General features: G+C 61.5%; 24 protein-coding genes. 7 read left to right on the top strand and 17 right to left on the bottom strand.

Features of this window, described 5'->3' with window-relative positions; translation table 11 throughout:
* Positions 1-231: 231 nt before the first annotated feature.
* Positions 232-792 carry an NUDIX domain-containing protein gene (locus VEZ38_RS11920; protein WP_324893611.1) on the bottom strand — a complete coding sequence of 187 codons (561 nt, stop codon included), beginning with the start codon at positions 790-792 and terminating at the stop codon, positions 232-234.
* Between the two features lie 268 nt (positions 793-1,060).
* Between VEZ38_RS11920 and VEZ38_RS11925 the strand changes: the two genes are divergently transcribed.
* On the top strand, positions 1,061-2,572 hold the full coding sequence (locus VEZ38_RS11925) for an alpha-N-arabinofuranosidase (protein ID WP_324893613.1): 1,512 nt from the start codon (positions 1,061-1,063) through the stop codon (positions 2,570-2,572).
* 48 nt (positions 2,573-2,620) lie between these two features.
* On the opposite strand, the gene VEZ38_RS11930 is transcribed toward VEZ38_RS11925, so the two are convergent.
* The 4 genes from VEZ38_RS11930 to VEZ38_RS11945 all read right to left on the bottom strand — a co-directional run bounded on the left by VEZ38_RS11930 (position 2,621) and on the right by VEZ38_RS11945 (position 4,900).
* Positions 2,621-3,124: a DUF3221 domain-containing protein gene (locus tag VEZ38_RS11930; RefSeq protein ID WP_324893615.1), complete on the bottom strand. Its 504-nt coding sequence runs from the start codon at positions 3,122-3,124 to the stop codon at positions 2,621-2,623.
* Complete coding sequence (locus tag VEZ38_RS11935) at positions 3,106-3,699, bottom strand: hypothetical protein (protein WP_324893617.1); 594 nt, start codon at positions 3,697-3,699, stop codon at positions 3,106-3,108. The genes VEZ38_RS11930 and VEZ38_RS11935 overlap by 19 nt, the downstream gene beginning before the upstream one ends.
* A complete protein-coding gene (locus VEZ38_RS11940) occupies positions 3,696-4,211 on the bottom strand; it encodes a YobA family protein (protein WP_324893618.1) in 516 nt (171 codons plus the stop codon). Before VEZ38_RS11940 ends, VEZ38_RS11935 begins: the two co-directional genes overlap by 4 nt.
* Before the next feature lie 71 nt (positions 4,212-4,282).
* Positions 4,283-4,900 (bottom strand): class I SAM-dependent methyltransferase, encoded by a 618-nt coding sequence (locus tag VEZ38_RS11945; protein ID WP_324893620.1) that lies wholly within the window; start codon positions 4,898-4,900, stop codon positions 4,283-4,285.
* A gap of 87 nt (positions 4,901-4,987) precedes the next feature.
* Between VEZ38_RS11945 and VEZ38_RS11950 the strand changes: the two genes are divergently transcribed.
* The gene (locus VEZ38_RS11950; RefSeq protein WP_324893622.1) at positions 4,988-5,761 is read left to right on the top strand and encodes a hypothetical protein; all 774 of its coding nucleotides are present in this window, start codon (positions 4,988-4,990) and stop codon (positions 5,759-5,761) included.
* Between the two features lie 81 nt (positions 5,762-5,842).
* Here the strand turns inward: VEZ38_RS11950 and VEZ38_RS11955 are convergent, their stop codons facing one another.
* Genes VEZ38_RS11955 through VEZ38_RS11965 form a run of 3 tightly spaced genes read right to left on the bottom strand, consistent with a single transcriptional unit; the run spans position 5,843 to position 7,578 of the window.
* On the bottom strand, positions 5,843-6,250 hold the full coding sequence (locus VEZ38_RS11955) for a DUF3307 domain-containing protein (RefSeq protein ID WP_324893624.1): 408 nt from the start codon (positions 6,248-6,250) through the stop codon (positions 5,843-5,845).
* A 41-nt stretch (positions 6,251-6,291) separates the two neighbouring features.
* Entirely contained in the window at positions 6,292-6,744 is a 453-nt protein-coding gene (locus VEZ38_RS11960; protein WP_324893626.1) for a hypothetical protein, read from the bottom strand.
* 57 nt (positions 6,745-6,801) lie between these two features.
* Positions 6,802-7,578: a pirin family protein gene (locus VEZ38_RS11965; RefSeq protein ID WP_324893628.1), complete on the bottom strand. Its 777-nt coding sequence runs from the start codon at positions 7,576-7,578 to the stop codon at positions 6,802-6,804.
* 159 nt (positions 7,579-7,737) lie between these two features.
* Here VEZ38_RS11965 and VEZ38_RS11970 point away from each other — a divergent pair, with 159 nt between their 5' ends.
* Positions 7,738-8,145: a DUF2500 domain-containing protein gene (locus tag VEZ38_RS11970; protein WP_324893629.1), complete on the top strand. Its 408-nt coding sequence runs from the start codon at positions 7,738-7,740 to the stop codon at positions 8,143-8,145.
* Between the two features lie 112 nt (positions 8,146-8,257).
* On the opposite strand, the gene VEZ38_RS11975 is transcribed toward VEZ38_RS11970, so the two are convergent.
* Complete coding sequence (locus tag VEZ38_RS11975; RefSeq protein ID WP_324893631.1) at positions 8,258-8,803, bottom strand: hypothetical protein; 546 nt, start codon at positions 8,801-8,803, stop codon at positions 8,258-8,260.
* 241 nt (positions 8,804-9,044) lie between these two features.
* Here VEZ38_RS11975 and VEZ38_RS11980 point away from each other — a divergent pair, with 241 nt between their 5' ends.
* From VEZ38_RS11980 to VEZ38_RS11990, 3 genes are read left to right on the top strand one after another with little or no spacing between them, the layout of a single operon-like run.
* The gene (locus tag VEZ38_RS11980; RefSeq protein ID WP_324893633.1) at positions 9,045-11,204 is read left to right on the top strand and encodes a sensor histidine kinase; all 2,160 of its coding nucleotides are present in this window, start codon (positions 9,045-9,047) and stop codon (positions 11,202-11,204) included.
* On the top strand, positions 11,201-11,854 hold the full coding sequence (locus tag VEZ38_RS11985; protein ID WP_324893635.1) for a response regulator transcription factor: 654 nt from the start codon (positions 11,201-11,203) through the stop codon (positions 11,852-11,854). Before VEZ38_RS11980 ends, VEZ38_RS11985 begins: the two co-directional genes overlap by 4 nt.
* Entirely contained in the window at positions 11,842-12,336 is a 495-nt protein-coding gene (locus tag VEZ38_RS11990; protein WP_324893729.1) for an acyl-CoA thioesterase, read from the top strand. Before VEZ38_RS11985 ends, VEZ38_RS11990 begins: the two co-directional genes overlap by 13 nt.
* A gap of 59 nt (positions 12,337-12,395) precedes the next feature.
* On the opposite strand, the gene VEZ38_RS11995 is transcribed toward VEZ38_RS11990, so the two are convergent.
* From VEZ38_RS11995 to VEZ38_RS12025, 7 genes are all read right to left on the bottom strand, one after another.
* On the bottom strand, positions 12,396-15,293 hold the full coding sequence (locus tag VEZ38_RS11995; protein WP_324893636.1) for a SpoIID/LytB domain-containing protein: 2,898 nt from the start codon (positions 15,291-15,293) through the stop codon (positions 12,396-12,398).
* A 356-nt stretch (positions 15,294-15,649) separates the two neighbouring features.
* Positions 15,650-15,799, bottom strand: a complete 150-nt coding sequence (locus tag VEZ38_RS12000) for a hypothetical protein (RefSeq protein WP_324893638.1) — start codon at positions 15,797-15,799, stop codon at positions 15,650-15,652.
* A 94-nt stretch (positions 15,800-15,893) separates the two neighbouring features.
* Positions 15,894-16,526 carry a helix-turn-helix transcriptional regulator gene (locus VEZ38_RS12005; RefSeq protein ID WP_324893640.1) on the bottom strand — a complete coding sequence of 211 codons (633 nt, stop codon included), beginning with the start codon at positions 16,524-16,526 and terminating at the stop codon, positions 15,894-15,896.
* A 12-nt stretch (positions 16,527-16,538) separates the two neighbouring features.
* Positions 16,539-17,720: a sugar ABC transporter substrate-binding protein gene (locus VEZ38_RS12010; protein ID WP_324893642.1), complete on the bottom strand. Its 1,182-nt coding sequence runs from the start codon at positions 17,718-17,720 to the stop codon at positions 16,539-16,541.
* Between the two features lie 96 nt (positions 17,721-17,816).
* A complete protein-coding gene (locus VEZ38_RS12015) occupies positions 17,817-18,443 on the bottom strand; it encodes a hypothetical protein (protein WP_324893644.1) in 627 nt (208 codons plus the stop codon).
* 230 nt (positions 18,444-18,673) lie between these two features.
* Positions 18,674-19,846, bottom strand: coding sequence for a stalk domain-containing protein (locus VEZ38_RS12020; RefSeq protein WP_324893646.1), 1,173 nt, complete (start codon positions 19,844-19,846; stop codon positions 18,674-18,676).
* 75 nt (positions 19,847-19,921) lie between these two features.
* The gene (locus tag VEZ38_RS12025; protein WP_324893648.1) at positions 19,922-20,629 is read right to left on the bottom strand and encodes a DNA alkylation repair protein; all 708 of its coding nucleotides are present in this window, start codon (positions 20,627-20,629) and stop codon (positions 19,922-19,924) included.
* Between the two features lie 149 nt (positions 20,630-20,778).
* On the opposite strand from VEZ38_RS12025, the gene VEZ38_RS12030 reads away from it, so the two are divergent.
* The gene (locus tag VEZ38_RS12030; protein ID WP_324893650.1) at positions 20,779-21,843 is read left to right on the top strand and encodes an LLM class flavin-dependent oxidoreductase; all 1,065 of its coding nucleotides are present in this window, start codon (positions 20,779-20,781) and stop codon (positions 21,841-21,843) included.
* A gap of 54 nt (positions 21,844-21,897) precedes the next feature.
* Here VEZ38_RS12030 and VEZ38_RS12035 read toward each other — a convergent pair whose 3' ends face one another.
* Positions 21,898-22,785, bottom strand: a complete 888-nt coding sequence (locus VEZ38_RS12035; protein WP_324893652.1) for a GNAT family N-acetyltransferase — start codon at positions 22,783-22,785, stop codon at positions 21,898-21,900.
* Positions 22,786-22,787: the final 2 nt, after the last annotated feature.

A 22,787-nucleotide genomic window follows, 5' to 3' on the forward strand; every position in this document is an offset into this window, starting at 1 on the left:
GCGAAGGGCGGCGTTGCCGGGGGGACCGGCGGCTCCGCCCTTTGTGCGCATTCTGGGGGGGCGCTGCGGCCGCCACGCGGCCATATAGTCGGAGTATCTCCGACTATTCCACGCCTGCGGCCGCCCCGCGGCCATTTAGTCGGAGTTTCTCCGACTATTCCCCGCCTGCGGCCGCCCCGCGGCCATATAGTCGGAGTTTCTCCGACTATTCCACGCCTCCGGCCGCCCGACTTACGCGCGGAAGCCGCGCCCGTTCATCGGCGGCTGCGGGTCGAGGTCGATCGCCAGGCCGGCCGACTTGCCGTTCAGCGCCACGTCGACGAGCCAGCGCGTGAACGGGGCGACGTTCATATCCGCCATCTCTTCCAAGCTAAAGAAGCCCGCGCCGTCGACTTCGACGCCGTCCGGCGTCGGCTCGCCGCTATCGTATTCCATCGCGAACGCGATGTATACGTTATGGACGCTGCGCGGCTGATCGCGCAGTGCGACAATGCTTTTCACGCAAGCCTGCACGCCGCTCTCCTCGAGCACCTCGCGGCGAATCGTGTCGTCGATCGATTCGAGCTGCTCAATATACCCGCCCGGATTCGTCCAGAAGCCGCGCCCCGGCTCCTGCGCGCGCCGGACGAGCAGCAGCTTGCCGTCCTTCTCTACGAGCGCCCCGACGCCGACGCTGTAATCGCCCCAATGCACGAAGCTGCACTCGGAACAAGCGCGGCGAGGCGTGCCGTCTACGTCCCGCACCACCAACTTCGCCCCGCACGACATACAATAGTTCGCTGCCAAAGTCATATCCCTCGCTCTCGTTGCCTGCCGCTCTATATTTCATTCGATCGAAACCGTCTCCAATTATAGTAGATTTCTAGCTCCCGGCATACAACGTTTTCCGTACCGTCGCGTGTTTCCGTCGATTGCCTCGCCCGGGTTCGACGAAACCGCCTGCATTCGCACCCAATTTCCTCCTTGCACAACCCCCATTCGCATTGTTAATATAATTTATAAGTAAATCAAATAATGTATGAATTCGCATTTATATGAATCCTGTAGGAGGAATTCAATCATGTCCATCCCCGCCAAAATGATCGTCGACAAAGATTTCGTCATCGGCCAAGTGGATGACCGGCTGTATGGATCGTTCATCGAGCATCTCGGCCGCGCCGTCTACGGGGGCATTTACGAGCCGGGCCACCCCGAGGCCGACGAGCGCGGCTTCCGGCGCGACGTGCTGCGGCTCGTGCGCGAGCTCCGCGTGCCGATCGTTCGATACCCAGGCGGAAACTTCGTCTCCGGATACGACTGGAAGGACGGCATCGGCCCCGTGGAGGACCGACCGAAGCGGCTCGAGCTGGCGTGGCGCACCGTCGAGCCGAACCTCGTCGGGCTGAACGAATTCGCGGACTGGGCGAAGGCGGCCGACGCCGAGGTCATGTGGGCGATCAACCTCGGCACGCAAGGCGTCGAGGACGCCCGCAACGTCGTCGAATACGCCAACCATCCATCCGGCAGCTACTGGAGCGATTTGCGGGTGAAGCACGGTTACAAGGAGCCTCACAAAATCAAAACCTGGTGCCTCGGCAACGAGATGGACGGCCCGTGGCAGATCGGCCACAAGACGGCGGACGAATACGGACGGATCGCGCTCGAATCGGCGAAAGTGATGAAGTGGGTCGACCCCTCGATCGAGCTCGTCGCCTGCGGCAGCTCCGCGCTCGGCATGAAGACGTTTGCCGATTGGGAGGCGACCGTGCTCGACCATACCTACGAGCATGTCGACTTCCTGTCGCTGCACACCTATTACGGGAATGCGGAGGGCGACACGCCCACGTTCCTCGCGAGATCGCTGCAGATGGACGAATTCATCGACAGCGTCGCGGCGATTTGCGATTACGTCAAAGCGAAGAAACGCAGCAAGAAGAAAATGCTTCTCTCCTTCGACGAATGGAACGTCTGGTTTCACAGCCACGCGCAGGATAAGAAGCTCGATCCGTGGCAAATCGCGCCGCCGCAGCTCGAGGACGTCTACACGATGGAAGACGCCCTCGTCGTCGGCTGCATGCTGATCAGCTTGCTAAAGCACGCGGACCGCGTCAAGATCGCCTGCCTCGCGCAGCTCGTGAACGTTATCGCGCCGATCATGACGCAAAACGGCGGTCCGGCGTGGGCGCAAACGATTTATTATCCATATCTCCACGCATCGTTGTACGGTCGCGGCGCGGCGCTCGTGCCGCTCGTCACGTCCGAGAAATACGACACGAAGGACATTACGGACGTGCCATACCTCGAGAGCGTGGCCGTCTACAACGAAGCCGCCGGCGAGGCGACGATCTTTGCGGTGAACCGCCATCTCGATCAAGCGCTCGCCTTCGAAGCGGATCTCCGCAGCTTCGGCGAGTGCCGCTTGATCGAGCATCTCGTGCTCGAGCATGACGACCTGCAAGCCGTTAACACGGCCGCGGCGCCCGACGCCGTAAAGCCGCACGCCCGCGGCGACGCGAGCGTCGACGGCGCCCGCGTCAGCGCCAGCCTCGGCAAGGCGTCGTGGAACGTTATTCGGCTGCGCATAGGCAAATAAACCGAAACGCAAGAAGACCCAAGCGAGCAAAGCGCCTGGGTCTTTCTTTTATTCATCGATTACGGTAATGGTCATCTCGTCCCGCTCCCGCTTCACCGCGACGTGCCACGCGTCCGCTTCCGGATCGTACTCGGCCGACGTGACGATCGGCAAGCCGCCGCCGTCGACCGACCGCAGCGCCTCCCGAATCGCCTCGGCCTCGGACCGGTCGGCTCCCCGGGGCGTCTCGTCGCGCAAAATACGCACCTTCTTCGCCGTCGCTTGCCCGGGGTAGGACGCCGCCATAACCTCGAACCACACCTGCACGCGATGCCCGACCTTCGTCCGGCGCGGGGCGCCGCTGAACCAGGCTGCGTCATAATATGCCTCTCCGCCGGACAACCCGACGTTCCTCGGTTTCGGATCGACCACAAGGATGCGGCCCCCTTCCTCCCGGACGACGATGCCCTCCATGCCCGGCTTTCCGTCGTCGCACCCCGTCGCCAGCAGACCGAACGACACCGCCAACGCGACCGCAGAAACGACGGATCGTCTTATTTTCCTCTGCTCCACGCGAGCCACCCCCATCCGAGCAAAAGAAGCATCGCTACCGCGAACGTGCCGAGGAGCAGCTCGAAGGCATACCCGCCTAAGGGAAACCGCCGCAGCTCCCAATACAAATCTACTCGGTGCTCCGGCGGTACGCCCGGGCCAAGCGCAGCCATGTCCGCCGCCGCGTCCGATACTTCCGCCGTCCGGCTGCAATAGCTTGTGTGCAGATTCCCCTTGCCGTCTGCGTGCGCATACACCAAATACGTCTCGCCCGTCCGAAAATGCATCCCGCAAGACGCCTCGTGCCCGTTGTCGTACACGATCATCTCCGTCGCGTCCGCGCCCTTCCAGCCTCTTATGACCTCGAAACGGTTCGCGTCCCGAAGAGCGATCGTGCGAAGCATGCCGTCGTCGTACCGCTGCACTCTGCTTTCGATCACTCTCCCCTCGAAGACGGCGTCCGCGCGCGCTATCGCCGCCGCCGCGTCGGGAGCCTGAAAGCACGAGCAGGCGAAACACGAGCCCGGGAAGGCGAATGCGCCGAGCAACGCCAGCGCGATCGCGATGGCCGCCCAACGACGCGCCCGGGACGTCACCGCCGGTCCTCCACCGCGATATCCTGCACGTCGCCCTCATGATGAATCGTTACGGTCCACGCGTCCGCGTTAGCATCGTACTCCGCCCGCTTGACCGCGGCCGGCCACGGGAAGTCTCTCGACTCCAGCGACGCGCGAATCGCCTCCGCCTCCGTCAAGTCCGCCCCCGCGGGCTTTGGACTTGTCAGCACGTTCACCCGCTTCGCCGTCGATTGCCCCGGATACGATTCGGCCACGGCGTCGAACCACACCTGCACCTTCCGCCCGACTTCCGCATGGGCCGGCGCGCCGGAAAACCAGATCGCGTTGTAAAACTCCGGCATGCCGCCGTTCTCGCTAAAGTCCTGAGGCACCGGGTCGACGACCAGGATGCGGCCGTTGTCCTTCTTCACGACATACCCTTCCATGCCCGGCGGCTCGCCGCCGCCTGCCGCGCCCGGCCCGCCGCAGCCGGAAAGCATGATCGCCAGCGCCAGCGCAAGCAAGCCAAACACCGTCGTCCCTCGTCTCATAAACAACCCCTACTTCCTCCGCGTATCTCTTCATTATAAGAAACGAGCGAAACACCCGGTTTGTTGCCGTTCTACTTCGTACACACCGCTATTCCTAGAAAATACCGCACGCCTTCGCGGGGCTCGCGTTCGAACGTGAGGCCACGCTGCTCGTAAAACTCCTTATGCGTGAACGCATGTTCCTCGAACAGCCCCCGAAATTCCTCCGGCGTCAGTTGATGCATATGGAACGGCTCGCTCGTCGGCTGACCGCGCCCCCGCCCGTAGGGACTGGACATGACCAGCGTCCCGCCGGGGCGCAGCATTCGGTATAACTGTGCCACGAACAACCGATCGTCCTCCACATGCTCGACCGTCTCGAAGCTTAGGATCGTATCGAACAGGCCGAGCCGTTCCGGCAGCGCCGGGTCGAGCGCATCCGCCTGGAGGTAGGAGATTTTCTGATGGTGATATTCCTGCAAGGCGTACCGAATCGCGTCCGGGTCGTTGTCGACCGCGACGATTTCGCGAACCTCGCGCTTGCGCTCCTTCGCCGTCATATGGCTTCCGTACCCGACCCCGCAAGCGATGTCGAGCACGCGGCCTCTCGCGTACGGAGCCGCGAAATAATATCTCGCGAGATGCTCGAGCAGCATCCCGTTCGTCGGCTTCATCCCCTTCGGGACAAGGCGCTCCCCGGTCCGCTCCATCGTCCCCCCCCTTCCTGCCTCCGCTAACATCCAATTGGTTATGATTCCCATAGACTGCACAAACTATATCCCAACGAGGTGACAACCATGGACAGATGCTTTATTCGAAAAGGATCCCCCGCCCTGCCCGCGCTCCTAGCCGTCCTGTTGCTGCTCCCGTCGGCCGCGTCCTCCGCGCGGGCCGCGAAGCCCACCGGATCCGCTCCGAGCGAGGCCGACGCGAAGCGGATCGAATGGCTCGAGCGGCGCGTCGAGCTGTTGGAGCAGCGCATCGATCGGCTGGAGCCGCGCGTGCCGACGACCATCGTCCGGCTCCCGGTCGAAGCGGAAGCCGAGAAGCTCGCCCCGCGCGACGCCGTTCCGATTTCCGAAGTGTTGAGACGCGGGAAGGAAATCCCCTTCCGGATCGTGAAGCACGATCCGGATTTCGTCCGCCCGGTGTACCTGTGGGAATGGCACAGCCGATTCGGGCGTTGGAGCTATATGCCGTCCCGCGTCCATTACGCGCTCCATCGGTTGTTCGCCGCGTACGACTTCGGCTTATCGGCGCTGTATCAGCTGCAGGGCGATCTCGGCGTCGCGTTCCCGACGTTCCAACATGAGACGAACCTCGACCTGTACCTGATCGCGTTCCAGACCGAGGTTCGCGGCGCGTACACGCTCGGCAATCAAATCGTCCTCGTCGGGTCGCCCAAGCGCACCGGCGTACAGGTCGTTACGGTAAAGACGGGCGACCTGCAGCCGTCGGACAAGGGCAAGCTGCTGCTCGCGCAGCTGGCCACCGCAGGCGGCGAGGAGATCGACTACGCCTTGGTCGCCTACGCCCCGCCGGATTTCTGGGCGCAGCAGCGCCGACGCTAACCCCGGCGAACGCCTCGGCGCAAAGGAACGGCCCTTCGTCCGGAAAGACCGGGACGAAGGGCCGTCTGCTCCGTGCGCGTGTTACCACGGGACGGTCGCGAGCAAGATCGAGATTAGGAACATACGAACGTAATGAACCGTCTGGTCGTACTCCACGACGACGAAGAAGGGCGTATGTTCGACTTCGTACTTCGGATTGCCCGCCAGCTTCCGTTCCTGGAATGTGAGCCACCAACGGACGAACTTGCCGGAGTCGACGATATAATGTTCAAAGAAAGTGATGACGAATACGAGCAAGGCGACATACCAATCGAACGCGATCAGCAGCAGGAGCGAAATCGCGAGCGAGTAGACCAAGCAATGACGGGCGCGCGCGCGGGAATTCGCGGCCTTGTTGAACGCCTGCCATGCGGTTTGAAGCCAGAAGTCACCGGCTCGGTGCCCGACGAACTGAAGGATGAATGCCGTGCAAAACAAGACGAGGTCCAAGCGAGTGCCCCCTGATATGCCTTCTTCTCATAATTAACCACTTAAATATTCGACGGGCATTTCGCTTTTCCTTCTTTCCAGATGTCGATCGAAGGACGGGGATCGTTCATGATTTCCGGCACGGTTCGCTTGTTCTTCTCGCACCAATTCACGTACTTGCGAAACTCCTTCGGGGTAAGGCCGTTCTCCTCCGCCAGCCGACGAACGAGTGCATCCCATCGAGACGCATCCAGCCGGTGCGTAAGCGAGAGCTTCTTCCTCCACCGGAACGGATTCATGTTCGACTTCGATTCGTTGAGCCGCTTCTCGATGAAATACACGTTGCCGGCGTATTCCCCGCCGTGGCCCCACTCCAGCGGTATGAAATGATCGATCGTGACATCCGTCGTCGCGCCGGTCAGCGCGCAGGCCGCATGCCTTTTCCACTCCAGCAGCCGTTCCTTGTCGATCTCCGCCGGCAATGCGTTCCGAAATTCGTTCCTCCGTCTAGACACAAGCTCCACCTCATGACTAGCTTATCCTTGCGCGGGGAAAACAAGCAAGGCGCCGCTTTACCGTTTCGGATACAGCGCGTAGTTCACGACGCTCGGCACTTCGATGAGCACCAACCGCAAGGCCACTTCCCCCGTATTTGTAATGACCGCTTCCGTATCCGCGCCCGCCGCCGAGACGATAAAATCTTTATGCCGGAACGGCTCCGGCGGGCGGTCGGCATCCGACGAGCCCCACGCGCCTTGCCCCCGCACCGCCAGCGCCGTCAAGGTACGGCCCGCGCCGATGCGCTGCCGGTATTCGGCGCCCACCCCGATTATAACGTCCCACATCCGCACGTCCGTCACGACCTCGACCGGCGCGCCGTCGCCAATGACGCGCTTCACCGTCGTCCCGTCCGGGAGAGCCTCCGAAGGGAAATCTTCGTGCGCATGCTGACGATACGTCGGCTCCCGAGAGAAAGCCTTCGCTAGATCGGGCTCGAACCATATTTGAAACAACTCCGAGCCGGCGTCGACCCGCTCCTGATGGCTGACGCCCGACCCGGTTTGCATCACCTGCGCCCCGCCCGCGCCGACCGTGCTTCGCGTGCCGAGCGAATCTTCGTGGTGCCCGGCGCCGGCGATCACGTACGTCATAATCTCGAAGCCCTTATGCGGATGCCATCCGATCAATCCGTCCGCGCTCGAGGTCGCCCACGCCCAATAAAACAACGGCCCGACCCGCTTTACGACCGAGCCCTCGCCCGGAAAGCCGATCGGCTTTTGCTCCTTGATATTCCCCCCGTCGAATTCGCCTTGGCCTTGCATCGCCGGCGTATACACTAGTGCTTGCATATCCACTCGCCTCCGCTTTCATTTATCTCAAATTTGAAGTAAATATATCGCAAAGGCGCCTTCATGTCAACACAATTTCTTCCATCCCGGGAACTTTCACGCGCGGACGGACGTATTACTCTTTATTGCATTAAAACCGCGAATTAAGGGGGAACCGCTATGGCACCATCGTTCGATAGTCCCTTCGAAGGGGGCTTCGGCTTCATGTTTATGCTCGTGCCGATCCTTGTCGGAATCATATTCGCGATCGTTATCGTCGGCATCATTTGGAGCGCGGTCCGGTATTTTAAAAACGCCTCCGCCCCGCGCGAATCCGTCTATGCGCGGGTCGTCGCCAAGCGGATGGACGTCCGTACGCACACGCACACGCACCACCACCCGGCGGGGGAGCACATGCATGCGACGCGTTCCTCGCGTACGCATTATTTCATCACGTTGGAGTTCGAAGACGGCCAGCGGAGGGAATATCTCGATACGAAAAATGTATACGGCTTGGTCGTCGAAGGGGACGAAGGCTACGCCGCGGTGCAGGGAGACTGGATCGTCGCGTTCGAGCGGAACCGGTAATATCGGTACTTCCATAAAATCGTTCCAATCGCCCCGCGCCCCTAACGAAGAAGGCCGCCTCCCTCCGGCGACGCCGGTCGAGAGACGGCCTTTCGTTACCTTGCGCTGCGCATTAAGCCGATATGCCGCTCGCGGTCCCGGCGGTACGTCGTAGCATACGTCCCTTCCAGATGCAATATCCCGGTACGACATACCCGAGGCCCCAGAAGAAGGCGAAGGTGTAATCCAAGGGGATCGCCATCGCCGGCAGCATGGAGACCATGCAGACGACCGCCCACCGAGGCAGCACTTTCGCCCTCCACGAGAGGATCGACAGGACGAGCGCCCCGCCCAGCACGCCGACGGACATGACGGCTTGCGTCACGCCCTCGATCGCCGTCGTGGCCTCCGGCTCTCCGCGCGCCATAATGCTCCACACTGCGCAAGCCGTCAACGCGTTGCCGATCATGATCGCAACCGCCGTCGCGAACCCGAACGCGCCGGTTTCTCTCGCCTGCACGAGGTAAAACGCCAAGCTGCACACGGCCATAAGCAAGCAAGCGATCAGCCCGCAAAGCAGCTCGGGGAAGCTGTTAAACCCCCAAATCAAACTCGTCGGCGTCATACCCATCCGTACGACCCCCGCCAGCAGGCAACCGAACCCTAACCATCGAATCAATCGTTCTCCATCCATCCGAGCCTTCCCCCATTTCCGAATCATGTGATACGGATGAAGTGTAACGCATCCCGGTTCCCCCTTCCTAGAGCAACCCCTCCCGATCGGGTCGGGAACTCGACATAGGACATATCGGGAATACGACCCGGGAAAATGGCGTCCGCCTCTATTCAGCCTTCGGCGTTGTTGTTACAATAAATCCGATGTAAATGTCACGTTCCCGGAGAAAAAGGAGACCCGCTTTATGCCAAGAAGCAGCGCAAGGGGCTTTCACCGCTTCGCACGGCCGTTGACGGCGGCATTGCAAGCTGTCGTGCTCCTTTTCTCCTGCCTTACGATGCTTATGTACGTCTCGCTCGTCCCCGGCTACATAAATAAGCTTACGACGTCCTGCCTTCCCTACGGCTGCGATGGCAACGGTCCGACGCCGCCCATTCCCGAAACCGTGCTCCGTGAGAGCGGGTGGACATTCGATACGTACGCGCTTGCTTTCGCGGCCATCGACACGACGTTGACGCTCGGCTTCGCCATCGTCGCGTTCATCATCCTGCGGATGAGCCGCCGTGAGCCGATGGCTCTCCTCTGCGTCTTGATGCTGATCTCGCTCGGCGCGACCTTCCCGTCGCTTCTGTATGTGATGACTGCCGATCATCCCGGTTTACGAACGACGGTGTCCATCGTCGACGCCGTCGGTTGGGTCGCCTTGTTCACGTTTTTCCTCCTCTTCCCGCGAGGACGTCTGACGGCGCCTTGGACGGCGATCCCGCTGCTGCTCTTCGCCGCGGCGAAGCTGGCCAGGACCGTTGCACCCGATACGGCGTTAGACCATTCGTTATGGCCTATCCCGCTGCAGATCGCCCTGTTCGCCGCGCCGATCGCCGCCGTCGTGTACGTCCAAGCCGTGCGTTACCGAAACCCTAAGGATTCGGCGGAACGGCAGCAATCGAAATGGATGCTGTACGGCGTAACCGTCGGGTTTACCGTTTTCCTCGTCATTAGCTGCTTGTTTGGCTTCCTGCCGCTCCGGTCGCCCGATGCCTTCGTGTACCTGAACGCTTTCCTGCATCTCTTCTTGCTCGTCATTCCGGTCACGCTGGCGTTCGCCGTGCTGCGGCTGCGACTTTGGGACATCGACCCTGTCGTTTTCCGCACGATCGTCTACGTACTGTTATCGACCTGTATTCTACTGCTATATAGCGCTTCGATTTTCGCCTTCGGCCAGTGGTTTCGTTCGGAGGATGGATTCCTCCCGTCCCTGCTCTCCGCCGTGGTCGTCGCGGTCGCCTTCGCGCCGCTGCGAGAGTGGCTGCAGCGAACGGTCCGTCGACTGCTCAAAGGGAAGCACGACGACCCGTACGGCGCGTTGTCGGAGCTGCGCCACGGCCTCAGCCGGCCGGCGCCGCCCGAAGCGATGCTCGATCCGATCGTGCGCACCGTGCGCAGCGCGCTCCGGATTCCGTACGCTGCCATCGCCATCGAGGTGAACGGGCAGGAGCGAGTCGTCGCCTCCGATGGCGCGCCTCACGAACGGGTCGAAGCCTTCCCGATTTCGCACGTCGGCAGGAAGACGGGATCGCTGCTCGCTTCGCATCGGCCGGAGGAGCCGTTTACGGTCGAGGATCGGAGGCTTCTGGATGTTCTTCTTGGGGCTGCGGGACCGATGGCCGACAATTTTCGGATGACGCAGGGCATGAAGCTGCTCGCGGAAGATTTGCAGCAGTCGCGCGAGCGGCTCGTCTTGGCCCGCGAGGAGGAGCGGAGACGGCTGAGCCGCAACCTGCACGACGAGCTCGCCCCGCGCCTCGCGGCGATCGGACTGAATGCAACGGCCGCGGAAATGCATGCGGCTCGGAATCCCGAGGCCGCGGCGGCGCTGCTCGGCGACCTCCGGGCAACGGTCCGTCGGACGGTGGAGGACATCCGTAGTCTTGTACATGACATGCGACCCGCGGGACTGGAAGAATGGGGATTGATCGGCGCCGTCCGAGAGCGGATGCGGGAGCTGACCTCCCCAATAGTCGCCGTCGAGGACGGCACGCATCCTGCCGGGCTGCGGATGAAGCTGCAAGCGGTCGAGCCGCTGCCAGCGTTGCCCGCGGCCGTAGAGGTAGCGGCTTACTGGATTGCGACGGAGTCGATCGCGAACGTCGTTCGACACGCGAATGCAACAAGCTGCGTCGTGCGAATTGCGCTCGAGTCGGGCGGCCGGCTGGTCGTCGAAGTGACCGATGACGGCGTCGGCATCGACGACCGACGCGGCGCGACGGGCGGCATCGGACTCGGCTCGATCCGGGAACGCGCGGCGGAGCTCGGCGGACATTGCGCGATCGAGCGATTGCCCTCGGGCGGCACGCGCGTATCCGCTTGGCTCCCCGCCGGCATTAGAACGGAGGACTCGGAATGAATATTGTGATCGCGGACGACCATCCCTTATTTCGAAGCGGCGTACGCACCTTGCTCCAAGCGACGGACGACTTGATCGTCGTCGGCGAGGCTGGCTCCGGAGCGGAGGCGCTCCGCTTGGCGGAGGAGCTGCAGCCGGACGTGCTCCTCATGGATATTCGCATGCCGGACATGAACGGCGTGGAGGCGACGCGCCTCCTGCGGGAGCGGCATCCCCGGATCCGCGTCTTGATGCTCACGATGCAGAAGGACGAGAAGTCGGTGCTGGAAGCCATTAAGGCGGGCGCGCAAGGCTACCTGCTGAAGGAGGCGGACGGCGCGGAGCTGCTTCAATCGATCCGCGCCGTCGGCAGCGGCAGCGCGGTGTTTAGCACGGAGGTCGTAGGCCAATTGGCGAATGCGCAGGTTGCCCGCCCTACCGCTGCGGATCCGCATTTGGCGTTATTGACCGGGCGAGAACGAGAAATTCTGATGCGGATTGTCGAGAACGACAGCAACGCTCGTATCGCCGCGAAGCTGAACCTAAGCGCGAAGACCGTCGCGAATCACGTTACGAACATTTTGAACAAGCTGCAGGTCGCCGATCGGCACGCAGCCCGCCAGCTGGTGATCTCCAACGCCGAGCGAATAGACCCCGAATCACCGTTCTAGGGCGGGGGAAACGTAGGGTGTTCACGGCGGACGTTAACAATCATAATACGTTGTTCGGCGGGAAGCTTATGGCTTACATCGACGACATCGCCTCGATCGCCGCGACGAAGCATTGCCGTCGCTCCGTCGTCACCGCCTCGACCGATTCCGTCGATTACCTCCACCCGATCCGACCGTCGGATGCGGTCAGTCTCGAAGCGTTCGTCACGTGGACCGGCCATTCGTCGATGGAGGTGTTCGTGAAAGTGATCAAAGAAGACTTGATCGGCGGAGACCGCCGGATCGCCGCGACGGCATTCCTCACCTTCGTCGCCCTCGACGCCGACAAGAAGCCCGTTCCCGTCGCTGACGTCGTACCGGAGACGGAGGAAGAGATCAAGCTGCACGAATCCGCCCCGCTGCGCGCGGAGATGCGCCGGCGCCGCCGGGAGGAGAGCAAGAAGCTGGCGGGCTACCTCGCGCTCAAGCAGCCCTGGAAATAAGCCGATCCCCTTGCAAATACGAAAGACCGGCACCCTCTTAGAGTGCCGGTCGCGCTACCTTATTTCAACCAAACATGCAGCCGGTAGGATGCCGTCTCGCCGTCGACGGATACCGTTACCAGCGTCGAGCCCGGCTTATGGGCCGTCACGACGCCGTCCTCCGTTACCGAAGCCGTCTGCTCCTGCTTGCTCTCGAACGTAATCCCTTCCGTAAGGATCCGGCTGCTGCCGTCCTCGTAATAGCCCGTGACGATTAATTCATCCGTCTCGCCCACGGTCAATTCCGTTTTCCCTTCTACCGTAATATACGCCAGCGCCGGCACCGGCACGACCTCGACATCAACCGCGACAGACGCGCCGCCGTACGCCGCGGTAATCGTCGCTGCGCCCGCGGCGACGCCGGTGACGACGCCGTCGAGGCCGACGATCGCAATCTCCGGATGGCTGGATTGGAACGCCGCCGCCCCCGGTTCGACGACGGCCGAGCTGTCGTCCGAGTAGAACGCTGTTAGGATCGCCTGCCCTTGGTTGCCGATCCACAGCCGCTCCGGCGCCTCAAGCTCCAGCCGCTCGACCGCCGGCGCGCCGGCGACGGCGACGACGACCGACGTCGTCTTGCCCCCGTACGACGCCGTGACGGTTGCGACGCCGCCTCCTCTCGCCGTGACGGTGCCGTCCGCGGATACGGTCGCGACCGAAGGACGAGATGTGGCGAACGCGGCTCCCGCTACGATCGCCGCTTGCGATCCGTCGCTATACACGCCCGTCAAAGCGAGCTTTTTGCTTTCGCCGACCGTCAAGGTCGGGAGGCTGTCCGCAAGGACATTTTCTAAAGTAAGCACCGTGCCGTTGATCTTCACCAGCTGCATGTTAGCGTAATAGCTATTCAGGATCTGGTCATAGCTCCAGCCCAGACCGCCGAGCATGGAAGCGCCGTACTGGCTCATGCCGACGCCATGACCGTTGCCCCCGCCGTAAAACGTTACGCTCGCCGGCTCGCCGGACGCGTCGCGCTCCATTTCGAACGCGGCGAACGCCGAATTCAGGATCGACGGATTTTTCAGCTGGAAGCCTGAAGCGTACTGCGTCGAACCGCCCTTGGCCCGGTGCAGCACGACGTCCGCGCCGCGGGTATACGTCTTGGACGGCCGGATCGTAAAGCGGATGTTGTACTCTTTTATAATTTTATAAGTGCCTGTCGTTCCTACGACAACGAGCTCCATCATGTTGCCGCCGGCGCCTCGCTTGGCGACGTACATATCTTTCAAGGAACCGATGCCCCCCGCCGGGATCGGCTGGCTGGCGAACGTGCCGTCCGGCTGCAGCGTGAGCACGAAGTTCGGATCGGCCTGCTGCCGCCCCGCCAGGTTCGCATTAATCGTGTTTTCCAGCTCCGTCTTGCTCAGGCTTACCTTCCAACGGAAATAATACGATTCGGAATCGTAGCCGGTTAACGTCAAGTTTTTATAAAACGCGAGCAGTTCCTGTTCGTTCTGCGTATCGATCTCGAGCAGCTCGCCCGGCTCGTTCGGGTCGTATGTATAGCTGCGGGCCGTCAAATACGGGACCGGCACGCCCGGGAACGCGTTCGTCCCGAAGTCCGACCAAACCTCGTGCTTCGAAGCCCCGTACCCGCCGGACGTCGAGTAAAACCGGGCGTCGACCAGCGCGTCGCCGCTCATCATGACCGTGCCGGACGTATCGTTCACGGCTTGCGTCGTAAGCGGATGCTCCGCGCTGTTATTGTACACTTGGCTTAGCGTACTGTCGTCGATGTGGAAGCCTCGATCGGCGAACCGATTGCTCTTGTAGTCGCTGAGCGCATAGGTGCGTGCGGCAACCGCTTGCGCGCGCAACGCTTCGAGGCCGAACGAGGCCGGCATCTCGCTGGGGACGACCTGATACAAATACTGCTCCATGTTCACTTCGTTAATTAATTTCAGCGCCGCGTTCGACGAGGTCAACGATATTTCGAACAGGCCCCGATACGACGGGTAACCATAAGCGCGAGTGAAGCTCTTCGCTTGGATCATCCCGCCTTGCGCCGCAGGCTCGACATATAATCGGTTTGAAGTTCGCAGCGCCTCCGAACCGTTCTGGAGCACGGCGATCTGTTGATCGATCGGTTGGAACGTTACCGTCGCGCCGGCCGGAATATCCAGCGTCGCGCCCGCCTTCTTGTCGGTCACCCGCAAGCCGCCGGCGGACGTCAGATCGATTCGTTGATGGTCGAACTGCGTATAGTCCGCGATATTCGAAATATTTTTGCGGATGCCGACTCTCATGGCGTCGACGGGCGTCTCCCCGTCCAAAACAATTTTGTAAACGCTTCCCGAAAGGTTAAACAGAAACTTCGTATTCCGGGCTCCGACCATCACGTCGCTTAACGACTTCGTGAGGGTCACGCCGCCGATCGTCTGCTCGACCGTGTAAAAAGGCGTCAGCGACACAATTCCTCTGTCTTCCAGCTCCAGCGTCTTTGCGGTCGTATTCTTAGCCAATAATCGATCCGGCAGCGGCACCCCGTCCGACGCGACGACTTGCAGCGCGAACGATCCGACCGCCGTTCCGAACCTTGCGCTGATCGTCGCTTCCCCGGGCTTACGGCCCTCCACGAGACCGTTCTCCGTGATCATGGCGACGTCCTCGTTCGAGCTCTCGTACACGATCCCCGTCGGATCGTCCACCGGTTCGCCGTCCACGGTGACGAGCACCGTCGTTGCGGCGACCTCGCCTGTCGGCAGAGAGGACGGCCCCGTAAGCTCGACCTTTACCCCGTACACGTCCGCCGTAACGGTGCCCTCGTCCTGCGCTTCGGCAGCCTGGGCGGCAGGGTCGGAAGGGGATTGATCTTCGGCGTAGGCTGCAGCGCCGATGGGAGACATCACAAGGACGATGGAAAGAAGGAATGACAAGCACTTTCTAAGGTAAGACGAACGGTGCAATGCGGCGTTCATAAACTGGATTCACTCCCTAAGTCAATATGTTCGGACGGGACTGGGACTGCCCATCCGTCGTTCTGGTACAATATGTAATCTCCCTCCTTTCGCTTTTAATCTTATTGTAAAGTTTATTTTTAGTAAATACATTTTTTTGTGAAATTTTATTTCACGTCTCGACTGATAGCAATTGTCTAAAGAAAAAGAAAAAACTCGTCTCGCGACGAGTTCCGGTTCTATCGTACGTATCTTTCCCGTTGTTTCCGAATGGGCGTGTCCATTTCGTCGCTGCCTACATACCAACTCCCGTTCATGCTAGATTTATCCGATTTCCGCACGAAGAACGCCGCGGTCGAACCGCGACGTTCTTCGCGTTACTTTTCCGTACGGTTGGTAAAACCCTCCGCGTTCGTCATGCCGTCCGCCTTGCTCAGCTTCTCCGTCCAAGCCGCTCCGGTCAGCGTCGCCGGTTGCCGGGCGTTCGCGTCGCCGGCGGCGCGCTTGCTTGCCTTCGTCTTCTCCATGTAACACCTCCAGAGACCGCGGCGCATTCAGACCCGGCCCCCCTTGGTAATTTGCCCCATCCCGGAAGAACCATACCGCCGCCGCTCCTCGCGTTCAAGGATCGTCTCGTCGGTACGCCTCTCCGGTGCGCACCACCTTCGAAAATCGCTCCAACCGGTAGTACTCGACCTCGCCGGACTGCTCGCAGAAGGCGATCACTTGCACGCCGTTCGGACGGGCGTACGCCTGATACGGATGAATCGTCACGGTGTACGTATCCTCCCCGTCCGCGTATGTGACGCGCAGCTTCTCCCCGTCCGCGATCGCCCGATCCAGCTCGTGTTTCCGATTCGCGAGCCCCGCATCGACGAAAAATATCGGAAAGTCGCTCTCTTCCGGTTGGTAAGGAACGAACCGTTTCAGCGTCTGCACCACGCGATCGAGCCCCTCCAAGTACCCCATGGAACGGGCGGCTTCCTCGTATTTGTATATCAAATAATTCAAGATTCGAATATCGGTCTCCGTCAAGAACACGGAAGGCAATCGGTACGCCGCGTCCTCGTATTCGTACCCGCGCCGCTTGGCGTTATACGTTAACGGCGCGAGCAACGAGCTCTGCATATACTCGACGTCCCGTCCCGCCTGGCGGATCGATATTTCGAATCGCTCCGCCAATTCCCTCGCGTTCGGGAACGCGCCGGCGCGCACCCGTTCGTCGAACCATAAGATCCGGTGCATATTGCTCATGGAAAATGTCCCCTAACCGGACGGCGCTCGCGCCGGCTCGAACGGAGGCAACGCAGGTGTCCGTTCCGCGACCTCCCGCAGCACGCGCGCCGCATCGGAGGCGTGCCGCAGCTCCCGGAACGTCTCGTTATGATGGAACGTCGGGATCATGTACGCCCATTGGTAAGCGCTGTTACGCCCGTATTTCAACTCCTCGAGGAACGTCGCGTACATCGGATCCGCCGCTTGGCCGCTCCCCTCCGCCGTCGTCCTCGACACCGCGAGGTTCAGCACCGACCACAGCTTGTCGATTCCGCCGCCGGGCTTCGTCAACGTGCGCAGGAACGACCACGCGAGCTCCTTATCCGCGCATTCGTTGGAGATGCCGTAGCCGTACACCTGGAACAAGTTCGATTTCCGCTCCTCCTTGCCTCTCGGCAGTCCGACCGCGCCGAACTTCTCCCGCTGCTCCGCACGCATCGGCTTGATCGCCCAATTCGCGTCGAAATACATCGACATCTTGCCGTGGACGAAACAATCGATCCACGATTCCGCGCCGACGCCGAGCCTTGGGGAGTAACCGGAGTCGATCAGCTCTAAATACTGCTCGAACGCTTCGATCGTCTCCGGCGCATCGAGATGCCCGGCTAGCGTCCGGTTATCCTCTCCCAGAAACGCCCCGCCGTTGTTCCATACGATCGGCTCAATGTAAATCATATAGCCGAAGCTGGCGAACACGCCGTAACGCGTCGTCCGGCCTTGGTCGTCGACCTTCGTCAGCTTCGCTGCCAGCGTGCGGAAGTCGTCCCACGTCCACTCCTCGCTCGGGTAAGACAGCCCCGCTTCGTCGAAATGCGCCTTGTTGTAAAACACGCCGAGCGTCTCCGACATGACCGGAAGCGCGCCGATGCGTCCGGCGTCGCCGATTGCCTCCCGAATGCACGGGTAATAGTCTTCCAAGTCGACACCGTCGCGCTCGATGAACGCGGATAAGTCGGAAAGCCAACCGGCTTGCAAGCATTGCCCCATGTTCGCGCCTTCCCATTCGACGATGTCGGGGCCTTCGCCGCGCTGGACCCGGCGCACCAGCGCCTCGCGATCCGGCTCCAGCTCCAATCCGATACGAACCCCCGGATGATGTTGGCGAAAGCGCTTCGCCGCCTCTTGGATGACGGCCATGCGTTGATCGTCGTGCGTCGCGATCGTAAGCTTCATAGATAATCCTCCCTTTCATGATCTTGCCAGCTCAGTATAACGGAGGATCCCCGACATATCGTGTCCGACCATAAAACGAATTCCATCGCTGTGCGATCAACGCCGGTCTCCCTTGCCGTCCCCGCCTGCCCTGCGCTTCCACACGCCGATGAGAGCAATCGCGAACGCAAGCGCGGCGACGGTGTACCCAATCGTCCTCCATTCGCCGGAGGCCGCTTCGTCGAGATGCGCCTTCCGCGCCTCCGGAGCGCGAAGGGTCAGGTCCGCCTGCTTGACGGGCGCGACGCCTTCCCCAAGCCCCGCCAGCGTCTCCCCCGCCTGTTCCAGCGGCGCCGTTCGGGTGCACAGCCCCGTCTCCAATCGCTCGGGCGACCCGTAAGCGAACACGACATAAGCGCGCCCGAGCTCGAACCCTTCGTACCCGCAAGTTTCGCCCCCCGTTGCCGTCGTGACGATAACCTGCGTCGCGTCGACGCCTTTCCAAGCGGTGTCTACGCCGAACCGCACGTACACAGGATCCCCGGAGGAGGCGATCGCGCCTCGTTCCGGCTTGACGATCTCCAGCACCGTTCCGGAAAATATTGCCGTCCACCGCGCCACGTCCTCCGCGAGCGGCGGGGGCTCCGCGCAGGAGCAGGCGCCCGCTTGCGGCGCAGCGAACACGGCAAGACCGGCGAGACATAGGGACGTTGCGAGGATCATTTTCAAAACCGATCGATACATAGCGCTCCACGCTCCATTCATTCGTATCTGACGACGACGCGGCCGTTCGCTGCCGTGCTCGAGACAATCCGAGGCCGTTCCGGAAGCTCCTCGATCCGGTTCCCCTCGATGTCCAGAACAAAGTTCTTCCCGCCGTTTACGCTTGCCAAAGCGCGGTTCTCGTCGATGACCCGGACCGCAGGCCATGCCTCCTCGGGCAAGACGTCCGGCAGCGGCGATTGGCTTACCTTCTATTTATCCGCCCGCACCTCCAGCACGAACGAACCCCACGTCAAGGAAACCGGTCCGAGCGGCCCGGGGGTAGCGTGGTATTCCGGGCTGTCGACGAGCACGCGGTACCAGCCCGCCGCCGGGGCGACGATCTCTCCCGAGAACGCGTTGTCGCGGATCGGCGCACGGACGGGTTCTCCGTAAGAGTGGAACGAGCGAGACTCAGGGTCGTACCGCACAAGCCGTAACGTCATCGTATCGAATAATTCATTTTCCTCCGTAATCGTCCCCTCGATCCGAACCGACTCGCCTTCCGCCGCGATCGCGTACCCGTGCTCGGGCCTGGCGAGGACGAGCGGAGCCGTCGTCTCCGGCGGCGCCTCCTCCGGTCGGTTCGGCGTCCAATGCGCCTCCATCACGGCTTCCCCGACCTTGTCGATGTCTAACCTTACCAAATTCGGCCCCGGCTTCAAGGGGACCGTATAACGGATCCGCGCATACCGTCTCCCGTCGATTTCCGATTCCCCGGCAGACCTCGCGGAAGCGCCGATCCCCGACCAACCTCCAGACACAGAGCCCAACGTCGCGGTCGGCGCAGCCCATTCAATATCGTAGAGCGCTGTAAACTGCAGTTCCCGTTGCGACGCCGACAGAACCGGTTGCAGGACGTTGACCCGCTTCACCGACCAAGTCAACAAGAGTTCGCCTTCCCTCCACTCTGCCTGTACGCCCAAATAAGCGAACGGCTGCAACGGTACGTAAACGCGGCCGCCTTCCAGAAACGGAGCCGCCGCCTCCAACCCCGCGTACCGCGAGCCGTCCTCCGCATACAATGCCGAGCTGCCCACCCGAAATACAGCCGCATGCAGCGGCGCCCTCAGCTCGGGCCGCGGCGTCACCGTCACCTCGCGCCGCTCGCCGTCCCAGCCGACCGCGCCGACGCCAAGCCGCTCGAGCAGACGAATCGGCGCGAAGGCGCGACCACCGCGAACCGGCACGGAATACGTGCCGAACGGTTCGCCGTCGAGCGTAACCTTGCCGGTAGCGACGCGAATGCGCGCCTCATGCTTCTCTATCGCGAACCGCGCGACCTCCTCTTCCTCCGCGCCGGCCGCGTAAGCCGTGACGTTCAACGCCGACAGGACGACGGCGAAGGCGGCCGCGATCGCTCGTCGTGTCCAATACCGCTCCATCGTGCCACATCCTTCCCGAACCGGGAACTATCTCCTTATTGGACGTTGCGCGAAGGCCAATAGTTTCCTGCGAGGTTAACATCTTACATATTTTCGCTTGAACCCGATCCCGCCTCGGGCGACCGCCTTTTCGATAGTTTCGGCAGCGCGTAGAATTTTAACTTCTTTCTTCCCCTTGTACATCTCCACCGGCCCGACGGCGCTTGCGGTTTCCACCGCGAGGGCGTGGAGCGGCGCAAACGAAACCGCGACCGTATAGATAAAATTGTTCATCGAGGCTTTCGTCCGATCCGGGGCGCTATGAATCGTATGTCTCACCGTCGTCAGCATGTCCGCGAGCTTCGCTTCGGAAAACTCGCGATCGGGCCGGCTGCCGAGCAGCCAGCAATAACAGCTCCACCCGGCCGACATCCTCAGCTCGACGCCGCTTGCGATCCACCGGTCCGCTACCTCTTGCGCGATGTCGGTTTCCGCCAGCGTGACCGCGACGACATAATCGGAGAGCATGTAAAAATATGCCCCGTCGATCCAACGCTCGAAATCCGCCTCCGTCATTGCTTTCGGGTCCGCGATGACGCCGGCGAAATACATGGCGTCGTAATTCCCCGTTGCGTAAAGCCGCTCGGCCAGCGCTTGATCCGTCTTGATTTTCTTGGCGAGGGGCTTCATCGCGCCGGTGGCGACACCGAACAGCGGCTCCCGAGCGCCGTTCGAGAGGTACATTTTCTTCAGACGATCCTTCCCTAGCGCTTCCAGCTCTTGCATGACCGTTTCGAAATTCATGAGCGTTTCCCCCCGCGTGGTATATTTACAGTATTTGACGCATAGCGGCCTCAAGAGTTTTCCAGTGCACGGGAAACTTTATAATTTCAAATTTGAGATATGTTATGTTACAATGGGGATACTGAACGTACTGAAGGAGGCACAATGATATGACCGAAACGAGCAATGCAACGATAGAACTAGGCATAAGCACATTTCTCGAGGCGACGCCGAACCCGGTGAACGGCAAGCCCGTCAGCCATGCCGAGCGCATCCGCCAAGGCGTCGAGGAAATCGTCGTCGCCGAGCAGGCGGGCCTCGACGTCTACGCGATCGGCGAGCATCACCGCCCTGACTACTCGGCGAGCGCCCCCGCCGTCATCCTGGCCGCGGGCGCGGCGCGCACGAAGCGCATCCGCCTCTCGAGCGCCGTCACCGTCCTATCCTCGGACGATCCGGTACGCGTCTATCAGCAGTTCGCGACGCTCGACGCCATCTCGAACGGCCGCGCGGAAATTATGGCCGGCCGCGGCTCGTTCATCGAGTCGTTCCCGCTGTTCGGCTATAGCCTCGACGACTACGACGAGCTGTACGAGGAGAAGCTGGAGCTGCTGCTCAAGATTCGCGAATCGGAAAAGGTCACCTGGTCCGGCAACCACCGCCCTTCGATCGACAACCGCGGCGTCTACCCGCGCGCCGAGCAGGAGCCGCTCCCGGTGTGGATCGCGAGCGGCGGCACCCCGGAATCCGTCGTGCGCGCCGGCATGCTCGGTCTGCCGCTCGCGCTCGCCATCATCGGCGGCATGCCGGAGCAGTTCGCCCCGCTCGTCCGGCTGTATAAGGAAGCCGCCGCGCGCGCCGGGCACGACCCGGCGAAGCTGCCGATCTCGACGCACTCGCACGGCTTTATCGCAGACACGATGGACGTTGCCGCCGACACGTTCTACCCGCCGACGCAAGCGATCATGAACCACATCGGCCGCGAGCGCGGATGGGGCCACTATACCCGCGCCGCGTACGATTCCGCCCGCAGCCTGCGCGGAGCGCTCTACGTCGGCGATCCCGAGTACGTCGCGGAGAAAATTTTGCTCCTGCACAAGAACCTCGGCGTCAACCGCTTCTTCCTGCACGTCGACGTCAGCGCCGTTCCGCACAAGGAACTGCTGTACGCCATCGAGCTGCTCGGCACGAAGGTCGCGCCGATCGTCCGACGGGAGCTCGCACGCAGAAGCTAAAGAAATACAGGGGACCCGCGATTCGCAGGGTCCCCTGTAGCTATTGCGGCCGCATCATACTTCGCGGCCGTACCAAATGGACAATACGCGCTCTTCTCGAAAGCCGATACCGCGGTATAACATCATCGCAGGCTCGTTATTGCTCATTACGATCAGCTTGATGCGTTCGGCCCCCCGGCGGGCAAGCACGGCAACAAGATGGAGCAGCAGCTCCCGGCCGTACCCCTTCCCCCGGCAGGAGGGGTCGATGCCGATGCAATGAATCCATCCCCCGCCGTCGGTCAGCTCCAGCTCATAAAAGCCGACCAACGACTCCCCGCTGTAAGCCAGTCCGAGCAGCTCCGGATCCGCGGCATGCTTCCCCGCCATCTCATCCATCTCTTCGTCGGAAACCGCTCCTCCGTTGGACACGAAGCGGAAGACGTCGTTATGAAGGCTTTGAAACGCGCGGCGGTTCGACTCGTCGACGTTCCGATACTGCAATCCACCTCCGCGGCCGGATAGCGGCTTGTCCTCCACGGCGACGTCCAGCGATAATACGAGGGCGCGATGCCGCTCCTCGAAGCCTTCCCCCCGTACGACCTCGCCGATGAACGCATCTGTCGGCGCGATGCCCGCTAATATTCTGCGCGCTTTCCCGCACAAGCCGACAGCTTGACTCAATAGCTTGGCAGCGGTCGACCGGTTCTCTCCCTCGACATGGAAACGGACGAGATACGCTTCGTCCTTCACCGGAATTTCCCGCGTAATGACGCCGATACAGCCTCGGATCCCGTCCCCCTCGATGTCAATCAGTACGTGCGCTCCATGTTCGAACAGCTCTCCGCCGTAATAGGAGGCATAAGCTTCAAAGCTCTGCTCCTCATCGGGGCGATGAATTTTTAGAAAATGGTATAACGACTGCCGCTGCTCTTCGTTCAGTTCGTGAAATTTTCGTATCACTC

It is taken from the genome of Paenibacillus sp. (assembly GCF_035645235.1).
Lineage (GTDB): Bacteria > Bacillota > Bacilli > Paenibacillales > YIM-B00363 > Paenibacillus_AE.